The following is an 18,243-nucleotide window of genomic DNA, read 5'->3' on the forward strand; positions in this document are numbered from 1 at the left end:
ACTTGTTCGTATGAAAAAGCTTATACTTTTAGTGCTGATTTTCACTTCGGTTGCAGCATTTGCACAAACGTTAACTACACGTGTAAAAACCCAAAACGGCGAGCTTGAAGGCCTAAAACTGGAAAGTGGGATACTTACATTTCGTGGGGTGCCCTTTGCGCAACCGCCTGTAGGTGAACTTCGCTGGAAAGAGCCGCAGCCTGTACAAAACTGGAAAGGCATACGCAAGGCCGATAAATTTGGCCCGCGTGCTATGCAGAAGGCCATATACAGCGATATGATTTTCCGCAGCAACGGTGTAAGTGAAGATTGCCTGTACCTGAATGTGTGGACGCCCGCTAAAAAATCAACCGAGCGCCTGCCGGTGCTGGTATATATTTATGGCGGTGGCTTTATGGCCGGCGATGGGTCTGAATATCGCTACGATGGGGAAAGCATGGCTAAAAAGGGGATTGTAGCAGTAACTATCAACTATCGCCTTGGTATATTTGGTTTTATGGCACACCCTGAACTTACCAAAGAGTCGGCTCATCATTCATCGGGCAACTACGCATTGATGGATCAGCACGCAGCCTTGATGTGGGTTAAAAATAATATTGCTGCTTTTGGCGGCGATCCGCAAAAGGTAACCATTGCAGGCGAATCGGCAGGTTCAGCGTCGGTATCGGCGCAGGTGGCGTCACCATTATCTAAAGGCCTTTTTGCCGGTGCTATTGCCGAAAGCGGTTCACTATTAGGTGGCCGTGCTCCGGTACAGTTGAGTGAAGCGGAGCAGGCAGGGGTAAAGTTCGCTTCATCAGTAAATGCTGCATCATTAGCTGAATTAAGACAAATACCTGCTGAAAAGTTGCTTGATCTGTCATCTTCTACACGCTTTCCGGTAACTATTGATGGTTATTTTCTGCCTGAAACACCACAAAAGATATTTGAAACAGGTAAGCAAATGGATATACCACTATTGGCCGGCTGGAACAGCGCCGAAATGAGCTATCACGCCCTTATTGGTAACGATACACCCACTGTAGCCACATATCAAAATAAAGTTAAAGAGCTTTATGGCGCACATGCTGAGGAGGTATTGAAACTGTACACAGCTGCAAATAATGCTGATGTAAAACAGGTGGCTACTGATCTGGCGTCAGACAGGTTTATTGCTTATAATACCTGGAAGTTTATCGATCTGCACGGTAAAACCAACGGTCATCCGGTGTATCGCTATTTGTTCAGTCGGATAAGGCCGTCTGATGATAAAACCATTATAGGCGCTGTGCACGCGTCGGAAATAGAGTACGCAATGGGTAACCTCCACCTGATAAAACTTTTTAACTGGACGCCGGACGACTATAAAACCTCGGCAACCATGCAAAGCTATTTTGCCAATTTTATTAAAACGGGTAATCCAAACGGTGAAGGTTTACCGCAATGGTATGGCATGCAAAGCAGTATTCCCAAGGTAATGATTATTGATGTGGAAAGCCGGTCGGAGCCCGAAAAAAATCTGAGGCGTTATCAGTTACTCGACAATTTTTTTGCAAACTAACAATCCTGTAAAATACCATCATTAGTTAATATCCTATTAAAACGGTAATTCTCATAACAATAGTTTTGGCTTAACAAACCGAAACTGTAGTTATGAAATTTCAAACCTTGCTATCTTTTTTATTGCTGATAACATCAGGTACACAGGCACAGATATCAGCGGTAGAGAGTATTACCGCCAAACCATTACAATACCGTAAAACAGAGTTTAATATCAAGCTTACCGCTTCCTGGGAAAATCCTTATTTACAACAGGATGTTGCGCTGGATATGCAGGTAAATGCGCCTTCGGGGAAAACGCTAACACTTCCTTGTTACTATGCATCAGGCGAAAGTGGTAAACCATCATTGTGGAAAGCAAGGTTTGCTCCGCAGGAAAAAGGAAAATACAGCTATCGGTTCGTTTTAGGCAAAACAGGGAAGGTCGTTTCAAAATCAGCTGACGGGTATTTTACAGTCGCTTCGTCAAAAAGTGACGGTTTCCTGCATGTTAAAAATAACTGGGTATTACAGTTTGATAACGGAAAGCCATTCAGAGGTATCGCTGAAAACATTTGCTGGGAATCTCGTGATAATGACGACTCGAAGTATTTTAAAGCGCTGCACGAAAACAATAAATACAATTACGAATACATGCTGCGCTCATTCGCCGGGCATGGCGGTAACTTCTTCCGTACATGGATATGCCGGTGGAACTTGCCAATTGACTGGAAAAAAGGTTTTAATAACTCAAGGTATCAACCGTCTGAAGAATATTTTAACCCAAGCGCTGTGCAAAGGCTCGATAGGTTGGTTAATCTTTCAGACTCGCTTGGTCTGTATATAATGCTATGCATGGGGCCGGGTGCTTACAGCACCCGCGACGGAGGTTTCTCACCAAATGCAGCCGACTTCTTTGTAAACCCGAAATCAAAACAACGGTATAAAGATCGCCTGCGTTACATAGTTGCCCGTTGGGGATATAGTACAAGCATAGGCGCTTGGGAGTTTTTTAACGAGGTTGATAACGTGCAGTTCGGTAATAAAGATAAACCTATCAGCGGCGATTCCATAGTGCAATGGCACGATGAAATGAGTACTTATTTAAAACGGCTTGACCCATACCGGCATATTGTGACCACAAGCATCTCACACCGGGATATTAACGGATTAAACTCATTGAAGAATATCGATATCAATCAAAAACACATCTATAAAAATACATTTATAATACCGGAGACTATTGAGAAGTACGAGCAGGATTACGGTAAGCCGTATGTTATTGGCGAATTTGGTTACGAGTACGACTGGTCGAAAAACTTCGATGAATTTGCCAAAGGTATGGACAGCGACTTTAAAAGAGGCCTTTGGTACGGATTATTTTCATCAACCCCAATACTGCCCATGTCGTGGTGGTGGGAGTATTTTAATAACCGTGGTACCGATGCTTACTACAAAAATGTAAAGCTAATAGCGGACATAATGATTAATGCCGGAAAGGGATCTTTCGAAAGAATAGAGTTGTCTGCTTCGAACTATAATATTAAAGCCTACGGTGTAAAATGCGGAACCAAAACATTTATCTATGTATGGAACCCTTCTGAAATACAGCAAGCAGGAAGAATAAAGTTTGAAATATATAATACAGCATCAGTAAAAATCGCTATTTATGGCTGTGAAAGCGGAAAATTCACTAAAAGCACAGATTTGAAAGCCAATGCTGGTAAGTATAGCTTACAATTGAGTCTTGCGCAAACGTCAGATAAAGTTTTTGTTTTGAGTGAAAACTAATTTTTGTAATGAATCGCTTTAACTAAATCTATTAGTACAAATTTTTAACAAAATTTATTTACTCAGAACATAACCAAACATAGGTGCCCGCGTTTTAAACCCTATACGCTTATAAACGCTTATTGCACCTTTGTTTTCCTGTAATACATGCAAAAATGGAGTTTTCCCTGCTTTAAGTATTCTATTAATTTGCTCTTTTAACAATATAGTCGCATAACCTTTACCTACATGATTGGGATGTGTACACACTGCACTAATCTCTGCATAGGGTAACGGTTGCATACGGTGGCCTGCCATTGCCACCAATTTGGTTTCATTAAACACACCTGTATAATTGCCAAATTCAATTGTACGTGGTAAAAATGGCCCAGGATTAGTTAATTGCGTAAGGGCAAGCATTTCACTAACATCTTCATATCCGAGTTCTTTTATAATATGATTATCTGTTTCTGAAGTTAAGAAATAACCGTTATAAACCATTTGATACATATTAAAATGTCTCAGCACCTGAAAGCTTTTAGGGATGACTAATTCTGTTCTGGAAAATATTACGAACACGCTCTCATTTGGCAATATGCTACCTAACAGTTCAAAATCTTTTTCCGATGCATCTTTTAAACCGGCAAAAGGGGCCACATCCTGATGAAAAAAGAACGCCGGATCAGCCCCCGCGGCAAATTCTCTGTTTCCTGATATAAGAGCATTATAGATAGGGTTGTCAAGTATGTGGGCCATACTGCAAACTTAAGACATCAGGCGTATAATGCAATCCTATAAATTTATAGCAATGTCAGAAATCGGTATATAATTCTAATAAATATACTTAAATGTAAGCAGGGGGTAAACAGTAATATCTCTATAACGTTGATATATATTGTTTGACTTTATACTGAGATTTCTTATATGGTTATCTCAACTCGTTCTCTGATAATGTTATTAAACAACTTATTTCTCGCAACATTACTAAATGAGTGACGGCTGTTCGATCCAGGCTTTAATCGCTATTGTTTAGGAAATTCTGAATTAGCCATTACCTCTTTAATTTGCAAAGTATGTCGTTTACTATGTGCACCAATTAGTAAAATCAGTTGATAAGCATCGTATGTACCAATAGGTAAAATTGAAACATGATTCCGTAAGCTGTCTTGTGAAGCGTTTTTCATAAAAAGAATAAGTTTTTCACGGTTTTGCTTAAAGGCAGCCAACGCTTCGGCGGCAGTTTTATATGGTGAATTAGCAGGTTCCAGCGCGGCAAATGTTTTTGACTTATGCGAACGGTCTTCTACCGCATGTACCAGTGCCGTATCGGTTGCTTTAATATTAGCCCGCTGTTCCGGGTTAGCCGGCTGGTTCAATGATGCTTCAACCATTGCCCATAGCTCCTTTTCAGAAGCAGCAATATGTTTAACACATTCCTCTATACTCCATACATCCGGAACTGGCTTAAATGTTAATTGAGATTCGTTTAATCCTTTTACGGCATTAAAAACACCAAACTCAGTTTCTTTTAAAAAGTTAACAGCAAAGTTTTTTTCCTTATCTGCCATTACATCATTAGTCCTTTGTTTTATAGTTTGCGGCTGTGCAATGCTTATGGAGGTGCTTATACTTAATAAAGCAAGCAAAAAAGAGGTGATTGTATTCTTCATACAACAAAAATATGTTATATGTGTTTGCAATAGGAGGTGTGCATCAGACTATTAGGCGGGTGAATTAGGACAAACTTATTTTTTATCAGGCCGAATGATTAGCCTTAACGTTGGATCATTAGTGACAAAACTCCATAGCCAGTTTAACGCAATTTTAAGCTTGTTTCGAAAACCAACAAGTGGTATAAGGTGAATGAATAGCCATACCAACCAGGCAAAAAAGCCTTTAAAAGAACCCTTGGGCAAATCAACAACTGCTTTATACTTTGATATAATAGCCATGCTGCCTTTATCTTTGTAGCTAAAAGACTTAAGCGGTTTGTTTTCAACCGACCTGATAAGGTTTGTTGCCAGTAATTGCCCTTGCTGTATAGCAACCTGTGCCAGTTGTGGATGTCCGTGCGGATAACGGCTGTCAAAGGTTTGAGAACACTGGTCGCCAATGGCGAAAATATTTTCAAAACCTTTAACACGGTTTATATCATCAACCATTATTCGCCGACCTTTAGAGAGTATATCAGCCGGTAAACCGGGTACTTCGCGTGCTATAACACCTGAGGCCCAAATTAATGTTGCTGCAGAAATTGTTTCCCCTGTTGACAGGATGACCGTATCATCAATATAATCTTTTACCAGTGTGTCTGACATTACCTGAACATCAAGCCCTGTGATTACTTTAAGCGCTTCTTGCTGTGCCGTTTTGCTCATTGGGCCAAGTAAAGCAGGCCCTCCATCAATAAGGTAAAGCTTACCCACCCGGGATATTACTTCAGGGTAATCTTTTTTAACGATGTTGCGTCCCATTTCAGCAAGCATACCCGCCATTTCAACGCCGGTTGGCCCACCGCCGGCAATAACAATGTTAGCATATTTTCTTTTTTCGTCAGGATTATTACTGCGTACGGCCTTTTCCATTGATAACAGAATGTGGTTACGAATAGTAAGCGCTTCGTCAATTGTTTTCATTGGCAGTGCCTTCTTACTAACATTTTCGTTTCCAAAAAAATTGGTTTCTGTGCCCATAGCCAGCACCAGATAATCATAAACAAGGCTTCCGGCTGTAGTTTCAATAGTATTTAACCCTGGCACAACCTTTTGCAGGCCACCCATAAAAAACCTTATGTTTATCTGCCCCTGAAATAATTTGCGGTAAGGATAACTGATATTCGATGCTTCAATAAAGGCGGTAGATACCTGATATAATAACGGCGGAAAAAAGTGGTAGTTATTTCGGTCAACAAGTACTACTTCAAAATGTTGATTATTGGCGAGTGCTTTAGCTAAGTTAAGTCCGGCAAAGCCGCCACCTACGATCACGATTTTTTTCATTTACTAAGAACGCCGATAGATGTTGTTGGTTTTATAAACAAATTACTCACATAATTTACATTAGCTTAGTTTCCCGGCTAACCAAGCCAGTTGATTGCAAATTTTAGATGCCTAAGCTTACAATAATTTATTTTGATATAAATCAAGCAATGCCCGGCCTCTCGGGCATTGCTTGATTTATCAGGTAATTTATGTTATTTAATTTACCATGGGCTTATGCCGGTTTTCGGGTTATTATCATCGCTAAAGAAACCGCCTGTGGGGCCATCTTCGCCAATAGTTGCTAATCTAACCAAACGTGCAGCGGCATCTTCAACAGTGCCGGGGCCACTATGGTGATTAAAGTCGGTAGCTGTGTAGCCGGGGTCAACGGCATTTACCTTAAAAGCGGTGTCGCGTAGCTCATAAGCTAATACAATAGTATAATGATTTAAGGCTGATTTTGATGGTCCGTAAGCGGCAGTCTTGACCTGATAATATTTCCAGTGGGGATCGGCTTGTAACGATACCGAGCCTAAGCCTGAAGTTACATTTACAATCCGGGGCGCAGCAGATGCGCGAAGCAGGTCAATAAATGATTGAGTTACCTCAATTACGCCAAAGTAATTAGTTTCAAAAACTTCGCGTACAACGTTTACATCGGCAGTTAAAGCAGGTTGTTCCATACCACCCAGAATACCGGCATTATTAATTAATACATCAAGCGCATTTATTTTTTGCCCCAATTGCTCACGTGCTTCTTTTATTGATGCCAGGCTGCTAACATCAAGACTAACTGCTTCCACATTGGTTAGCCCTTCTGATTTTAGTTGTTCGGCCGCCTCCCGGCCTTTACTTAGGTCGCGTGCGCCTAAATAAACATAGTACCCTAATTTTAGTAACTGACGGGTTGCCTCAAAGCCAATGCTTCTGTTAGCGCCGGTTATTAATGCTGTTTTCATTTCTCTGTTTTTATTAAAACAAAGATATTTAGCTGATGCAACCGGCTAATGCACATTAAAAGGTTTCAATGGTACATTTCACGGCTTTGAATCCGGTATCCTGCCGGGGTAGTTCCGCACAGACGTTTAAAGAAACGGTTAAAATAAGAGGCGTCTTCAAAACCCAGCTCAAAAGCAATTTCTTTACTTGATTTTTCAGTATGAAAAAGCAAACGTTTGGCTTCCAGCATAAGTCGCTCATGAATATGGGCAATGGCCGGCCGGCCACTTTGCTCTTTAACTACGTCGCTAAGATGACCTGCGGAAATGTTTAGTGCATCAGCATAAGCAATAACTTCATGCATTTTAGTATAATTATCCTCAATTTTGCTCAAATACTTCTTAAGCAGCATACGACCCGGCAGACGATCATCAGCAACAAATTGCTTGTTATACAATCGGCTCAGGTATATAATAAGCACATTCATGTAAGCCATCAGCATACCGCCTTGCCAGTTCTTACGTAATTGGTATTCCGTAGTAATTTTGCCTATGATGTCTTCAAGGAAAATTATATCGTCCTCACTCAGGCTTAATTCATGACCATTTTGAGGATTTTGAATGATGGGCATGTTTTTTAATGAACCGCTTTTATCAAGTGTCAAAAATTCTTCAGTAAAAGCTATTATTGTTCCCACCATGGGCTCTGCTTCTTCTTTAAGGTGAATTTGGTGCGGAACAGTAAAGTAAAGTGTGTCTGGCTTTAGGGTATAAGGCACCATATCAATCCAGTGCCTGCTGTTGCCCTGCCTTACCAGCGCAAAAAAATAATAATCCTTACGATGTGGACGAAGAAAGTCGACGTTCATATGAATTATTCGGCAATCGGCTTTAATAACCCTGAAAATTCTATTACCAGTAACCGGATCAGGTTCTATGTTGTATTTCGGAATGTCTAAGTCGGCGGCGATTATTTGCATATAGTGCAATATCGCTATTAATACTATTGAAAGAACTACTTGCCCCGAAAATGACTTAAGCGTTGAAATCAGCCATTTATCACTTCAAAGTTACTTAAACTACAAATTTTTATTAGGAACAAGAAACTAAAATAAATAGGGTAAATAAATAATGGCTGCGCATAAAACGGAAAATCCACATATAATCAATACAGCGCCCGATGCAAGGTCTTTTACCTGCCCTATGATGCCATCCTCTTCCTTCGTAATACGGTCAGCCAATTTCTCAATTGCTGTGTTAAATAGCTCAGCCGTCCAGACCAGGCCAATAAGCATCAGGGTAATAAGCCATTCTGTTTTGGTGATATGCAATAATAAGTTAACAAGTATTACAAAAATTGCCGCTGCCAGATGAAAAAGCATATTAGATTCAAAACGAAATGCTAATGCAATTCCCTTTACAGCATACCGGTAACTAACCAAGTGTTTTCTAAATTTATTCATAGTTTGTCAGTTTCTTATTTCATCACATGGGCTAAATAAACAATGCCATAGCTGATGACACATACCAGCGTGCTGTAATTTGGTTTGTTCAACAAGTGCTGCTTTTTATTATTACCACAAAAACGATAGCGGGCCAGCACCCAGAATAGCACAAAAATTGCGATGTCTATGTAATCAAACCTTCCGTTTGTAACATGCAGTAGTTGTAATAATTCAAGCGTAATACACAATGCTAAAGGAATATAAGTACAATCAAAATACCGGTTTTTGTATTGTACATAGTAAGCCTTGGAGGTTAGCGTAATACAAAACACCCATAAACCTTCCGGAAGAGAATAGATAAAAATATTGTTAAGAGGAATACTTGATCCAATAAAATTTTTTAAACTGATATATACAGGATAAGAAACAAGCCGTATGATTAACTCATTAACTACGGTTTTTTCAGTACGGTAAAACAAGTAAATAAACAGGCTGATAAACAGGGATACTGATAATAATATATATTGCTTCTTCGTCATTTTTGATAGATAAGGATTTTGAAATATGAAGCATGACTTACTTTGATTTCATTTAGCAGCGTAAATTCTTTTAAGGTAGCAAGGTCCTTAAGGCGAAATACAGATTTGAACTGAAAGATTTTTGCCAGTGGTACAACGCACCGGTCCATATACCGCAACCAGTTGTCAGGGGTAAAATGATTAAGAATAAATACCCGGCCGCCAGGTTTTAAAGTGCGTTTCACCTCATGTAACAATTGCTCGGGATGTTCAACAACCGCAATAACATGTGATAGAACTATATAATCAAATGTTTCGTTATTAAACAATAACTTTTCACCATTCATTAAAAACAATTCTGTGTTATTCGGACTGTTTTTGCGAGCATGTTTTAACATAACAGCGGAGGTATCAATACCGGTAACAAGGTGTTTATTATACTGTTTAATATGTAACCCGTTACCCACACCTATTTCAAGAAGTTTACCTTCAGGTAAATTGTTAATCACTTTGAATAAATGTCTTTTTTGTGGCTGCAAAATAATGTCAATCAATGGATAGAGGAAAGACAAACGATCATATAAAGCAGTGGATTGTTTATTCATGGTAGGCGCGGGTTTAGATTGATCAGTTACCATTGTGCTTTTTTAAAGCCTGCTTATATGTATTCAAAGCTTTATCAATATCCTGACCTTCAGTATGAATGCTTTCACAAAAAGTTTTGCAGGCTTCCGGGTTTTCACTGTTGTTGCATTGTGTTTCACAATCAGTTAATGTGTTGCGTGGCATAAGGTCAAATAAATGAGTAACAGTATAACCCACTATAAAGAAGGTAACAATAACCGTAGCGAAAAACCACTTGGGGAATTTATGATCAGCAGTTTTAGGCACTGTAACTGGTGTATTGAACGGTAAAATGAACTTAATGCGATCGTAGTGCCAGCATAAGAGATACAGACAGGCAATAACCATAAGTGGTGAAGTAAACAACGAGCCTTCAAATCTAACAGCCAGCGAAAGAATACAGATATTTAATATGATGGGTAAATAAAGCAAAGTGCCTAATACAACCGTGCGGGGAATGAGCAACAACACGGCAGCGATGACCTGCGCATAACCTATAAATGTATAGTAAAAACCTGTGTGATGAAGAGCTTCAAGGTAATGTCCCATGGGCTGGTTATTATGCAGATCTGTAAACCGTTCGCCAATGATTTTTACATAACCCGCAGGAAGGAAGCCGGCTGCAAGTGCCCATCTTGTAAAAGTGGTAAAATAACCCATCCATTTATTACAAGTAGCTTTTTGGTGAAGTAAGTCAAGTTTAGTTGTTAAAGTCATTTTTAAAAGTACTTTGTTTTGCAAAGTTAATACATAAATTATTACTTACAAGCGTTTTATTGTATTATTTATAAGTTAATAAAGTCTATATTATAGGGAGATGAAATAATTGATAGTATATCAGTTTTTACAATACTGATTATTAATTTAATTACCTCAAAGTCAAACAATTTTTAGTGTTGCCTGTAAACTAATTAACGGAATTGAACAGGTAGGCACCTATATTTATTTAGTCCTGATTAGCTACATGCTCCATAGTTTTTACCTGTAACAATAATTTAGTATTGATAAATATGAAAATAGGAGTGTTAGGAGCCGGTATTTCAGGCCTGAGTATAGCAAGGCTACTAAGTAAACAATATGATGTTGAGTTGCTTGAACGTGAAGCTATACATGGCGGCATAGCCCGAACAAGGGATGCTCAAGGTATTTCATATCATGTTACGGGCGGGCATTGCTTTAACACTAAATATCCTGATGTACTTGACTTTGTTTTCAAAGAAATACTCCCAGAGCATCAGTGGCATAAGATACAACGCCGTGCTACAATAAAATTTGATAACACCGAGGTAACTTATCCTATTGAATATGCTGTAAAGCAAATAAATGAGTTTGACAACGATTTAGCCATAGCAATCACAAAGGACTTTCTGGCTTCTGAGGATGATAATAATTATCGTAACCTTGAAGACTGGTTCAGGAAAAAGTTTGGAAACACCCTCGCCGACCTATACTTCATTCCTTATAACACAAAAATATGGAATTGTAAACCGGCTGATATGTGTGTTGATTGGGTAGAAGGCAAATTACCAATTCCGGATAAGAAATCATTTTTCAAAGGCTTGGTAAGCAATGAAAATGATAACATGCCTCATTCAACTTTCTATTATCCAAATACCAATAATCAAAATACGTTTATTGATAACCTGGCAAAGGGGTTAAAAATCACTACAAATTATAATATTAAAAGCATAGTTAAGAATACAACCGGTCAGTGGATTGTTAATGATGACAAAAGGTACGATTTGATTATTTCTACGCTACCATTGAACGTTTTGCCCTCATTAATACACGGAACAAATGAGGAAATATTGAATGAAGCGGGAAAACTTAAATATAATAAAGTAACCACTATGCTTTGGGAAACAACAGGAACACAAAATACCTGGACATATATACCTGAAGCTGATAATTTTTTTCATAGATATATTCATATCGGTAACTTTTTCAGGCCGGCTGCTAATTACTCAATAACCGAAGTTGTTGGCGAAAAAACCTATGATGAAATGTTACAAAATGGAAAAAAAGATCCGTTTTTAATTCGTCCGGTTGATTATCACGTATCAGATCATGCATATGTGGTTTTTGATGAAAATTATACAGCATCTACTTCTGCAATAAAAAATTACCTCAATAATTTAGGTATTTATACGCTTGGCAGGTTTGGTGAGTGGCAATACTATAACATGGATGTATGCATTAAAAGCAGCATTGATTTAGCAGCAACTATTGAAAAAGAATATAGCTTTGCGTTAGCAATGTAATTAATGGGCATACGTAAAAACATGATCAGCAACCTGTTGCTTAGCTCGTCGGCTATAGTTTTTCCGCTCATAACATTTCCATACGTAACCAGGATATTATCAGCAAATAGCATAGGGAAATATTTTTTCATTGATGCGCTAACTCAATATCTCATTATTTTTTCGGCTGTTGGTATTCCATATTACGGCATACGTGAAATAGCAAAAGTGAAAAACGACGCTGAGCAGCGCTCAAAACTTGTGGTTGAATTACTTAGCATACAAATTGCGCTGGCTGTTTTTTTTGCTATAGTTCTGTTATTTACCCCTTATTTTATACCCACACTTAAATATGATGCCACGCTTACTAAAATAGCCTGTATTAATGTTATCAGTAGTGCCTTTTTAATGGAATGGTTTTATCAGGGTATCGAAAATTTTGCGTACATCACAAGTCGTTCAATAATCATCAAAATCTTAAGCGTTGTAAGCATACTGTTACTGGTTAAGCAAAGTAATGATTATATAATTTATTACCTGTTATCAACCTTAGTGGTTGTATTTAATTCTGGCCTTAATCTTTATAACTATTTAAGAAATCATCATCAGCCTATTAAATCAAATTTATCATTTAAAAAGCATTTAAAGCCACTGCTTGTACTGTTCAGCATTAATGTAGCAGTAAGCATTTACGCAATATTGGATACTATTATATTAGGATTATTAACAAACTCAACTACAGTAAGTTACTATAATGTGCCACTTAAGCTGGTGAAGATATTTTGGATGGTTGTTAATGGCGCCGGGATGGTATTGATACCCCGCATTGCAAGTTACTTTTTAAATAACGACAAACATCAAATTGAGAACATTATTCAAAAATCCTTAAACATAGTTTTTTTGCTTACTATCCCTTTTTGCTGCTTTTGTATGATGTTTGCAAACGAAATACTTGCGATTATATCGGGTAAGCAATACCTAGTTGCAGCCAATGGTTTACGGATATTATCGGTACTGCCGTTTATTATTGCCATATGTAACGTATGCGGTACACAATTTTTAATGCCTATAGGACAGGAGAATAAAATATTACATGCAACGTTGTTAGGTTTGATAATTAGCCTAAGTCTAAACTTTTTGTTGATTCCGCATTTAGGTTTTATTGGCTCGGCAATTGCTTGTGTGGCAGCTGAAACTATGGTTTGTTTATATGTTGTTGTATCTGCATTAAAAAGAATAAAGCTAAATATCGATTATCAATTGCTGGTACATATTTTACTCAGTTTGTGTGTCTCAATAGCTGCCCGTTTTATACTACGCTCATATTTTACAGGAATAACGCTTATAATTAGTGATTTGTTAATTTATGCTATTGTTTTTGTGTTTTTGCAGCTGATTTTCTTTAAAAATATTTTTATTTTCTCATTAGTGAAAATATCCAAAACACGGATTTAAAGATTGTGTTTTAGGTATAATGAAAACTCCGGCGGTCAGCATAATTACAGTTACCTATAATGCGGCTGCGGCCATTGAAACCACAATAAAAAGCATTATTGATCAGCCTTTTGGTGATTATGAATATCTTGTAATTGACGGTAATTCTACTGACGGTACTAAAGAGATTATCCAAAAATATTCTGATAAAATAACTAAGTTTATAAGTGAGCCTGACAAAGGAATACCTGACGCGCTGAATAAAGGAGTTAAACTTGCAACCGGTAAATACATAGTTTTTATTTTAGCAGGAGATGAGCTATTCACTATACCTTATAAGCAACTGGCCCACTCAGATGCTGATGTTGTGTGTTTCCCTGTAAAACTTACAGGAGATGAAGTGCACTATCCTGAAATAAATAATTGGTTAAAAATAAGAAACACTATACCGCACCAGGGAGCTTATTTTAAGCGGACGCCTAATTTAGCGCATGACCTTAAATACCGATACTATTGCGACTTTGCACTGTGCCAAATATATTATAAAAATAAACTTAGGTTTGAAATACATGATGGTCCTATAGTGGCTTTTCATGGCCTTGATGGGGCCACAAGTGACAAAAAAAACTTTCATGAAGTGTTTTCCATTATAAAAGAAAATTACGGTACACCTTATAAAGTATTATCATTTATATACTGGAAGTATTTCGGGCTAATGAAAAGGCTCAAAATGCGTTAACTACCGCAAAGCATAACAATGAGTTTTAAGCCGTTATTTTTAATTAAGCGCTTATTGCTTCAATAACGGAATAACTTTTTCGCCAATTAATGAAATTGAATGCATTAATTGATTATGTGTTAAACCGGCGTTATCCATCTGGAAAGTAAAGCGGTCAATACCACCAAGTGCTTCGCTATGATGCAAAAGTTTTTCGGCCACTTGCTCAGGCCCGCCAACAACTAAAACGCCTTTCAGGCTTATCAGTTGGTCAAATTGCGAACGTGTAACCGGCGGCCATCCGCGCTCCCGGCCAAGCTTTGTCCATAACTCAGCATAACCGGGGTAATACTCACTTATAGCCTTGTCACTCGTATCGGCTACATAACCGGGGGAATGCAGGCCTACTTTTAGTTGGTCAGTGGTAAAACCGGCACGTGCTCCGGCTTCACGATAAAGATCGATAAGCGGTTTAAACCGATGAGTATTACCACCAATTATGGCTACCATTAAAGGTAAACCAAGCGTTCCTGCCCTGACGAATGATTCTGGGGTGCCTCCAACACCAAGCCAAACAGGCATTTTCTCTTGCACCGGTCTTGGATACACAGGTAAATTAGGAATAGCCGGCCTAAATCTTCCTCTCCAGTTCACAAACTCATTGTTTCGGATATTAAGTAACAATTCCAGCTTCTCTTTAAAAAGTGCGTCATAATCATCAAGGTTAAAACCAAACAGGGGATAAGCTTCAACGGAGGAGCCTCGGCCAACTACAATTTCAGCCCGTCCTTTGGAAATTAAATCCAGCGTGGCAAACTGCTGAAACACCCGAACAGGATCAGAAGTACTAAGCACTGTAACAGCGCTTGTTAACCGGATACGGCTTGTTTGTGCAGCTGCAGCAGAAAGAATTACTGCAGTAGCCGAATCCAGAAATTCTTTTTTGTGATGTTCACCAATACCAAACACGTCAAGGCCACATTTGTCGGCATGTACAATGCGTTCAAGTAACTGTTCCATAGCTTGTACGCTGTTAAGCGAATGAGCGCCATACATAGCCGAAGCGAAGCTGTCTATTCCTATTTCCATGCTGCAATTTTATAAAATATGTTGTAACATCAACTATAATAAAGTCATTTTACTATAGTTATAAAGGCCGTAAACTTCTTTGCATTTAACAGGCCGCCAAAGCGGGAGTATAATATAAGAAAGTAAAATAACGTATGCTCTCCATTGATTTATATTGCTGAGAGCATCACACATTGGTAACACTTTTTATATCATTTCTCTACACAATCAATGTCGCTTTACCTAATAAGATTTAACACATTTCCGGTTGAAAAAATCAGCTGTTCCTTTTTATTATTCTCTTATTAATAATACTTAGCATGCATCATTTTTAGATGAAATAACAGTGGTAGGTTGATTGTATGGGTTGCTATTTATTCAGTGCGGACTCCTGCATAAAAACAGTATTTATATAATTAATTAGCCACTGTTCAGGATGTGTAAAAATCGCACATAGCATTTTCAGCATTTCTTCATTATGCAGATAGTATGTAGTTTCACGGTGATTTATTTTATTAATATTCAACCTTTTACCGTTTATTCTATTTGATATGAAGTACAAATGCTTTATACCATTACAAATTTTAAATACATCTCATAAAAGCTATTTAGCTTTGTTTTTATTTATTTCGATAACCGGCACAACCTATGGGCAGTGGACAAAAAAAGCTGATGAAATAAGTAAACGGGCCGAATCAAATAATATATTATATAAAAATAAACTTTATGTATTTGGTGGTTTTGGCGATAATCCCATAATTGAAAAAACAAACGAAGTTTATGATATAGCCACCAATAAATGGAGTACTATAGCTTCATTTCCGGCGGGAAAAGAAATTACACATCAGGGGGTAGTGCTTGTAGATGATAACGTATGGCTAATAGGAGGCCGGTCAGTTGATGCGCATGGGCCGGCAAGCAGCCAGGTAATAATTTATAACATAACCAGCAATACGTGGTCAAACGGGCCCGAACTGATAAATCCCGCTACAGGTAAAGTATTTCCAATTGGGGCAGCCGGATATGCGCTGCTTGGTCGTACCATACATGTTTTCGGTGGTTTCGGGCCAACACTTTGTGAAGACCAGGCTATCTTACATTTAACCATTGATGTAGACAAGTACCTTGCGGATACCAAAAATGTAACCTGGGAAAATAAACTCTCGCCTATGCCAATACCCAGGAATCATTTAAGCTATGTTGTGCTTGGTGGAAAAATATATGCTTTTGGCGGCCAGTTTAAACATGACTGCGGCGCTGCCGACCAAGTGTATTGCCATGTGTATGATAGCGCTACTGATAAATGGACAAGACTCACTGATTTACCTAAGCCGCGGTCGCATGCCGAGGCGGCCACTTTTGCTGTAGATGGGAAAATATTTTTAGTGGCCGGCCAAAGCTATAATGATTTAACCCAAAATACCACCTATCAGTTTACGCCCCAGGCAAACAACGGGTTAGGCGCGTGGACCAACTTAACTGCTTATAAACTTCCCGGCAGTTTTTTAGGATTATCGGCCAAGCTTGCCGGATCATCGTTTATCATAACTAACGGTGCATTGAATAAATATGCAAACGAACGTAAAGAAACATATGTCGCCAGCGTTACCCGGACAAAGACAAGAACTTTTGGTTTTGCTAAGGCCTGTGTGCCGGTTGATGTTCAAACCGGAAATACATCTGTAATCAGTAATCTCTTATTTTGCATAGAAGATACAACCCCGTACACCGCAACTGCTGATGTAAACTGGCTCACCATAATTAAAAAACAAAGTGGTGAGGTGACGCTTAACGGGCAAAATATTGAGGTTTTGATTAATACAGTTGGATTGTCGCCTGGCAAATACACAGGAAATGTCACGGCGAAAAATAGTTCAACAGGTTCAAATGCAAATTTTTGTGTCAACTTAAATGTTACTAACTCACAGCAATATACCCTAAACGTGGCTACTACCGGTAACGGAACAGTAACAAAGTTACCCGACCGCACTTCATATGATGCTAATGGTATTGTAAAGCTTACGGCGACACCGGCAACAGGTTGGAAATTTAAAGGATGGACCGGTGATACAATTGCAACAGTTAACCCTATTAGCAGGGTAATGAATACTAACAGATCTATAACAGCAACTTTTATACAGGATGCTCAGCCGTCTACTTTAATATCTGATGTTAGTGCTGTCAGCGGAAAAAACTATGAAGTTGCTCAACTTAATACGGCGGTTATATACTATACCGACCGTGGCTATAAGATTACAGCTTTACCATCGGACTTGGTGGGCGCGGAATTTATAAAAACGCCCAATGATGATAAGCTTAATACAACCACAAACTTGCTTACATTTACATTGAACCAAAGTGCAACAGTATATGTTGCATATGACCCCCGGGCCACCACTTTACCTGCATGGTTATCGAACTGGAAAAAGCTGACAGATAAAATAGGAATTGATGATCCTAAACTAAGCTCATTAACGCTTTACAGTAAAGATTTTTCTGCTGGTAAAGTAACTATTGGCGGCAACAGGGCAAATCCGGCTAATGGCTCACTTTGCGGATATATAGTTATTGCAAAAGCCCCGGTTACATTAAAAACGTTGGCTACCGCTTCTGTTAACACTTATAAAAGCGTTAGCATAAATCAACCTGTTAGTGATAAACCAGTTCTGTACCCTAATCCTGTAAGCAAAACTTTTCAGGTCCTCTTTCCTCAAAGTTATCAGGATATATCAAATATAAATATTGTAGATATAAACGGTAGAGCATATTATGTGCCGGCATCTTCACTCAGCAAAATGCTAAACAAAATAGAGGTTAATATAGCCTCCCTTTCCTTAAAGCCCGGCTTGTATTCATTGCTAATACATTTAAATGACGGACAAACCGATATTATAAAATTTATTATTGAATAATGCCTTGTGTCAATACATAATTAATAAACTAATAATTAATCAAAAATCTCTATTAATCCGCTGTTTTTAACCATTGT

16 protein-coding genes are annotated in these 18,243 nt (G+C 38.4%); 6 read left to right on the forward strand and 10 right to left on the reverse strand.

From position 1 onward, the window contains the following. Positions 1-10 precede the first annotated feature (10 nt). On the forward strand, positions 11-1,540 hold the full coding sequence (locus tag EOD41_RS03445; RefSeq protein WP_127703368.1) for a carboxylesterase/lipase family protein: 1,530 nt from the start codon (positions 11-13) through the stop codon (positions 1,538-1,540). Between the two features lie 92 nt (positions 1,541-1,632). Beyond that, on the forward strand, positions 1,633-3,309 hold the full coding sequence (locus tag EOD41_RS03450; RefSeq protein WP_127703369.1) for a DUF5060 domain-containing protein: 1,677 nt from the start codon (positions 1,633-1,635) through the stop codon (positions 3,307-3,309). 54 nt (positions 3,310-3,363) lie between these two features. Here the strand turns inward: EOD41_RS03450 and EOD41_RS03455 are convergent, their stop codons facing one another. From EOD41_RS03455 to EOD41_RS03495, 9 genes are all read right to left on the reverse strand, one after another. Then, entirely contained in the window at positions 3,364-4,044 is a 681-nt protein-coding gene (locus tag EOD41_RS03455; RefSeq protein ID WP_127703370.1) for a GNAT family N-acetyltransferase, read from the reverse strand. Positions 4,045-4,310: 266 nt separating this feature from the next. Continuing rightward, on the reverse strand, positions 4,311-4,958 hold the full coding sequence (locus tag EOD41_RS03460; RefSeq protein WP_127703371.1) for a DinB family protein: 648 nt from the start codon (positions 4,956-4,958) through the stop codon (positions 4,311-4,313). Between the two features lie 75 nt (positions 4,959-5,033). Then, positions 5,034-6,287, reverse strand: coding sequence for an NAD(P)/FAD-dependent oxidoreductase (locus EOD41_RS03465; protein WP_127703372.1), 1,254 nt, complete (start codon positions 6,285-6,287; stop codon positions 5,034-5,036). Between the two features lie 203 nt (positions 6,288-6,490). Continuing rightward, complete coding sequence (locus EOD41_RS03470) at positions 6,491-7,228, reverse strand: SDR family oxidoreductase (RefSeq protein WP_127703373.1); 738 nt, start codon at positions 7,226-7,228, stop codon at positions 6,491-6,493. A 65-nt stretch (positions 7,229-7,293) separates the two neighbouring features. After that, a complete protein-coding gene (locus EOD41_RS03475) occupies positions 7,294-8,187 on the reverse strand; it encodes a helix-turn-helix domain-containing protein (protein ID WP_127703374.1) in 894 nt (297 codons plus the stop codon). A gap of 126 nt (positions 8,188-8,313) precedes the next feature. Next, complete coding sequence (locus EOD41_RS03480; RefSeq protein ID WP_127703375.1) at positions 8,314-8,670, reverse strand: diacylglycerol kinase family protein; 357 nt, start codon at positions 8,668-8,670, stop codon at positions 8,314-8,316. 14 nt (positions 8,671-8,684) lie between these two features. Continuing rightward, positions 8,685-9,191 (reverse strand): hypothetical protein, encoded by a 507-nt coding sequence (locus EOD41_RS03485; RefSeq protein ID WP_127703376.1) that lies wholly within the window; start codon positions 9,189-9,191, stop codon positions 8,685-8,687. Then, positions 9,188-9,775: a class I SAM-dependent methyltransferase gene (locus tag EOD41_RS03490; RefSeq protein ID WP_127703377.1), complete on the reverse strand. Its 588-nt coding sequence runs from the start codon at positions 9,773-9,775 to the stop codon at positions 9,188-9,190. Before EOD41_RS03490 ends, EOD41_RS03485 begins: the two co-directional genes overlap by 4 nt. Positions 9,776-9,797: 22 nt before the next feature. After that, positions 9,798-10,511, reverse strand: coding sequence for a DoxX family protein (locus EOD41_RS03495; protein WP_127703378.1), 714 nt, complete (start codon positions 10,509-10,511; stop codon positions 9,798-9,800). A gap of 293 nt (positions 10,512-10,804) precedes the next feature. Here EOD41_RS03495 and EOD41_RS03500 point away from each other — a divergent pair, with 293 nt between their 5' ends. The 3 genes from EOD41_RS03500 to EOD41_RS03510 are packed head-to-tail and all read left to right on the forward strand — an operon-like array spanning position 10,805 to position 14,207. Continuing rightward, positions 10,805-12,055, forward strand: a complete 1,251-nt coding sequence (locus EOD41_RS03500; RefSeq protein ID WP_127703379.1) for a protoporphyrinogen/coproporphyrinogen oxidase — start codon at positions 10,805-10,807, stop codon at positions 12,053-12,055. Between the two features lie 3 nt (positions 12,056-12,058). Continuing rightward, the gene (locus EOD41_RS03505; protein ID WP_127703380.1) at positions 12,059-13,489 is read left to right on the forward strand and encodes a flippase; all 1,431 of its coding nucleotides are present in this window, start codon (positions 12,059-12,061) and stop codon (positions 13,487-13,489) included. Positions 13,490-13,508: 19 nt separating this feature from the next. After that, positions 13,509-14,207 (forward strand): glycosyltransferase, encoded by a 699-nt coding sequence (locus tag EOD41_RS03510; protein WP_127703381.1) that lies wholly within the window; start codon positions 13,509-13,511, stop codon positions 14,205-14,207. 51 nt (positions 14,208-14,258) lie between these two features. On the opposite strand, the gene EOD41_RS03515 is transcribed toward EOD41_RS03510, so the two are convergent. Then, entirely contained in the window at positions 14,259-15,275 is a 1,017-nt protein-coding gene (locus EOD41_RS03515; RefSeq protein WP_127703382.1) for an LLM class flavin-dependent oxidoreductase, read from the reverse strand. Between the two features lie 593 nt (positions 15,276-15,868). Here EOD41_RS03515 and EOD41_RS03520 point away from each other — a divergent pair. Next, positions 15,869-18,166 carry a Kelch repeat-containing protein gene (locus EOD41_RS03520; RefSeq protein ID WP_164849873.1) on the forward strand — a complete coding sequence of 766 codons (2,298 nt, stop codon included), beginning with the start codon at positions 15,869-15,871 and terminating at the stop codon, positions 18,164-18,166. Positions 18,167-18,243 lie beyond the last annotated feature (77 nt).

It is taken from the genome of Mucilaginibacter limnophilus, assembly GCF_004005815.1.
Lineage (GTDB): Bacteria > Bacteroidota > Bacteroidia > Sphingobacteriales > Sphingobacteriaceae > Mucilaginibacter > Mucilaginibacter limnophilus.

Excerpts from the sequence above, each read along its gene's own strand:
- EOD41_RS03445 (WP_127703368.1), top strand. The coding sequence starts at position 11 with ATGAAAAAGCTTATACTTTTAGTGCTGATTTTCACTTCGGTTGCAGCA.
- EOD41_RS03450 (WP_127703369.1), top strand. The coding sequence starts at position 1,633 with ATGAAATTTCAAACCTTGCTATCTTTTTTATTGCTGATAACATCAGGT.
- EOD41_RS03455 (WP_127703370.1), bottom strand. The coding sequence starts at position 4,044 with ATGGCCCACATACTTGACAACCCTATCTATAATGCTCTTATATCAGGA.
- EOD41_RS03460 (WP_127703371.1), bottom strand. The coding sequence starts at position 4,958 with ATGAAGAATACAATCACCTCTTTTTTGCTTGCTTTATTAAGTATAAGC.
- EOD41_RS03465 (WP_127703372.1), bottom strand. The coding sequence starts at position 6,287 with ATGAAAAAAATCGTGATCGTAGGTGGCGGCTTTGCCGGACTTAACTTA.
- EOD41_RS03470 (WP_127703373.1), bottom strand. The coding sequence starts at position 7,228 with ATGAAAACAGCATTAATAACCGGCGCTAACAGAAGCATTGGCTTTGAG.
- EOD41_RS03475 (WP_127703374.1), bottom strand. The coding sequence starts at position 8,187 with ATGCAAATAATCGCCGCCGACTTAGACATTCCGAAATACAACATAGAA.
- EOD41_RS03480 (WP_127703375.1), bottom strand. The coding sequence starts at position 8,670 with ATGAATAAATTTAGAAAACACTTGGTTAGTTACCGGTATGCTGTAAAG.
- EOD41_RS03485 (WP_127703376.1), bottom strand. The coding sequence starts at position 9,191 with ATGACGAAGAAGCAATATATATTATTATCAGTATCCCTGTTTATCAGC.
- EOD41_RS03490 (WP_127703377.1), bottom strand. The coding sequence starts at position 9,775 with ATGAATAAACAATCCACTGCTTTATATGATCGTTTGTCTTTCCTCTAT.
- EOD41_RS03495 (WP_127703378.1), bottom strand. The coding sequence starts at position 10,511 with ATGACTTTAACAACTAAACTTGACTTACTTCACCAAAAAGCTACTTGT.
- EOD41_RS03500 (WP_127703379.1), top strand. The coding sequence starts at position 10,805 with ATGAAAATAGGAGTGTTAGGAGCCGGTATTTCAGGCCTGAGTATAGCA.
- EOD41_RS03505 (WP_127703380.1), top strand. The coding sequence starts at position 12,059 with ATGGGCATACGTAAAAACATGATCAGCAACCTGTTGCTTAGCTCGTCG.
- EOD41_RS03510 (WP_127703381.1), top strand. The coding sequence starts at position 13,509 with ATGAAAACTCCGGCGGTCAGCATAATTACAGTTACCTATAATGCGGCT.
- EOD41_RS03515 (WP_127703382.1), bottom strand. The coding sequence starts at position 15,275 with ATGGAAATAGGAATAGACAGCTTCGCTTCGGCTATGTATGGCGCTCAT.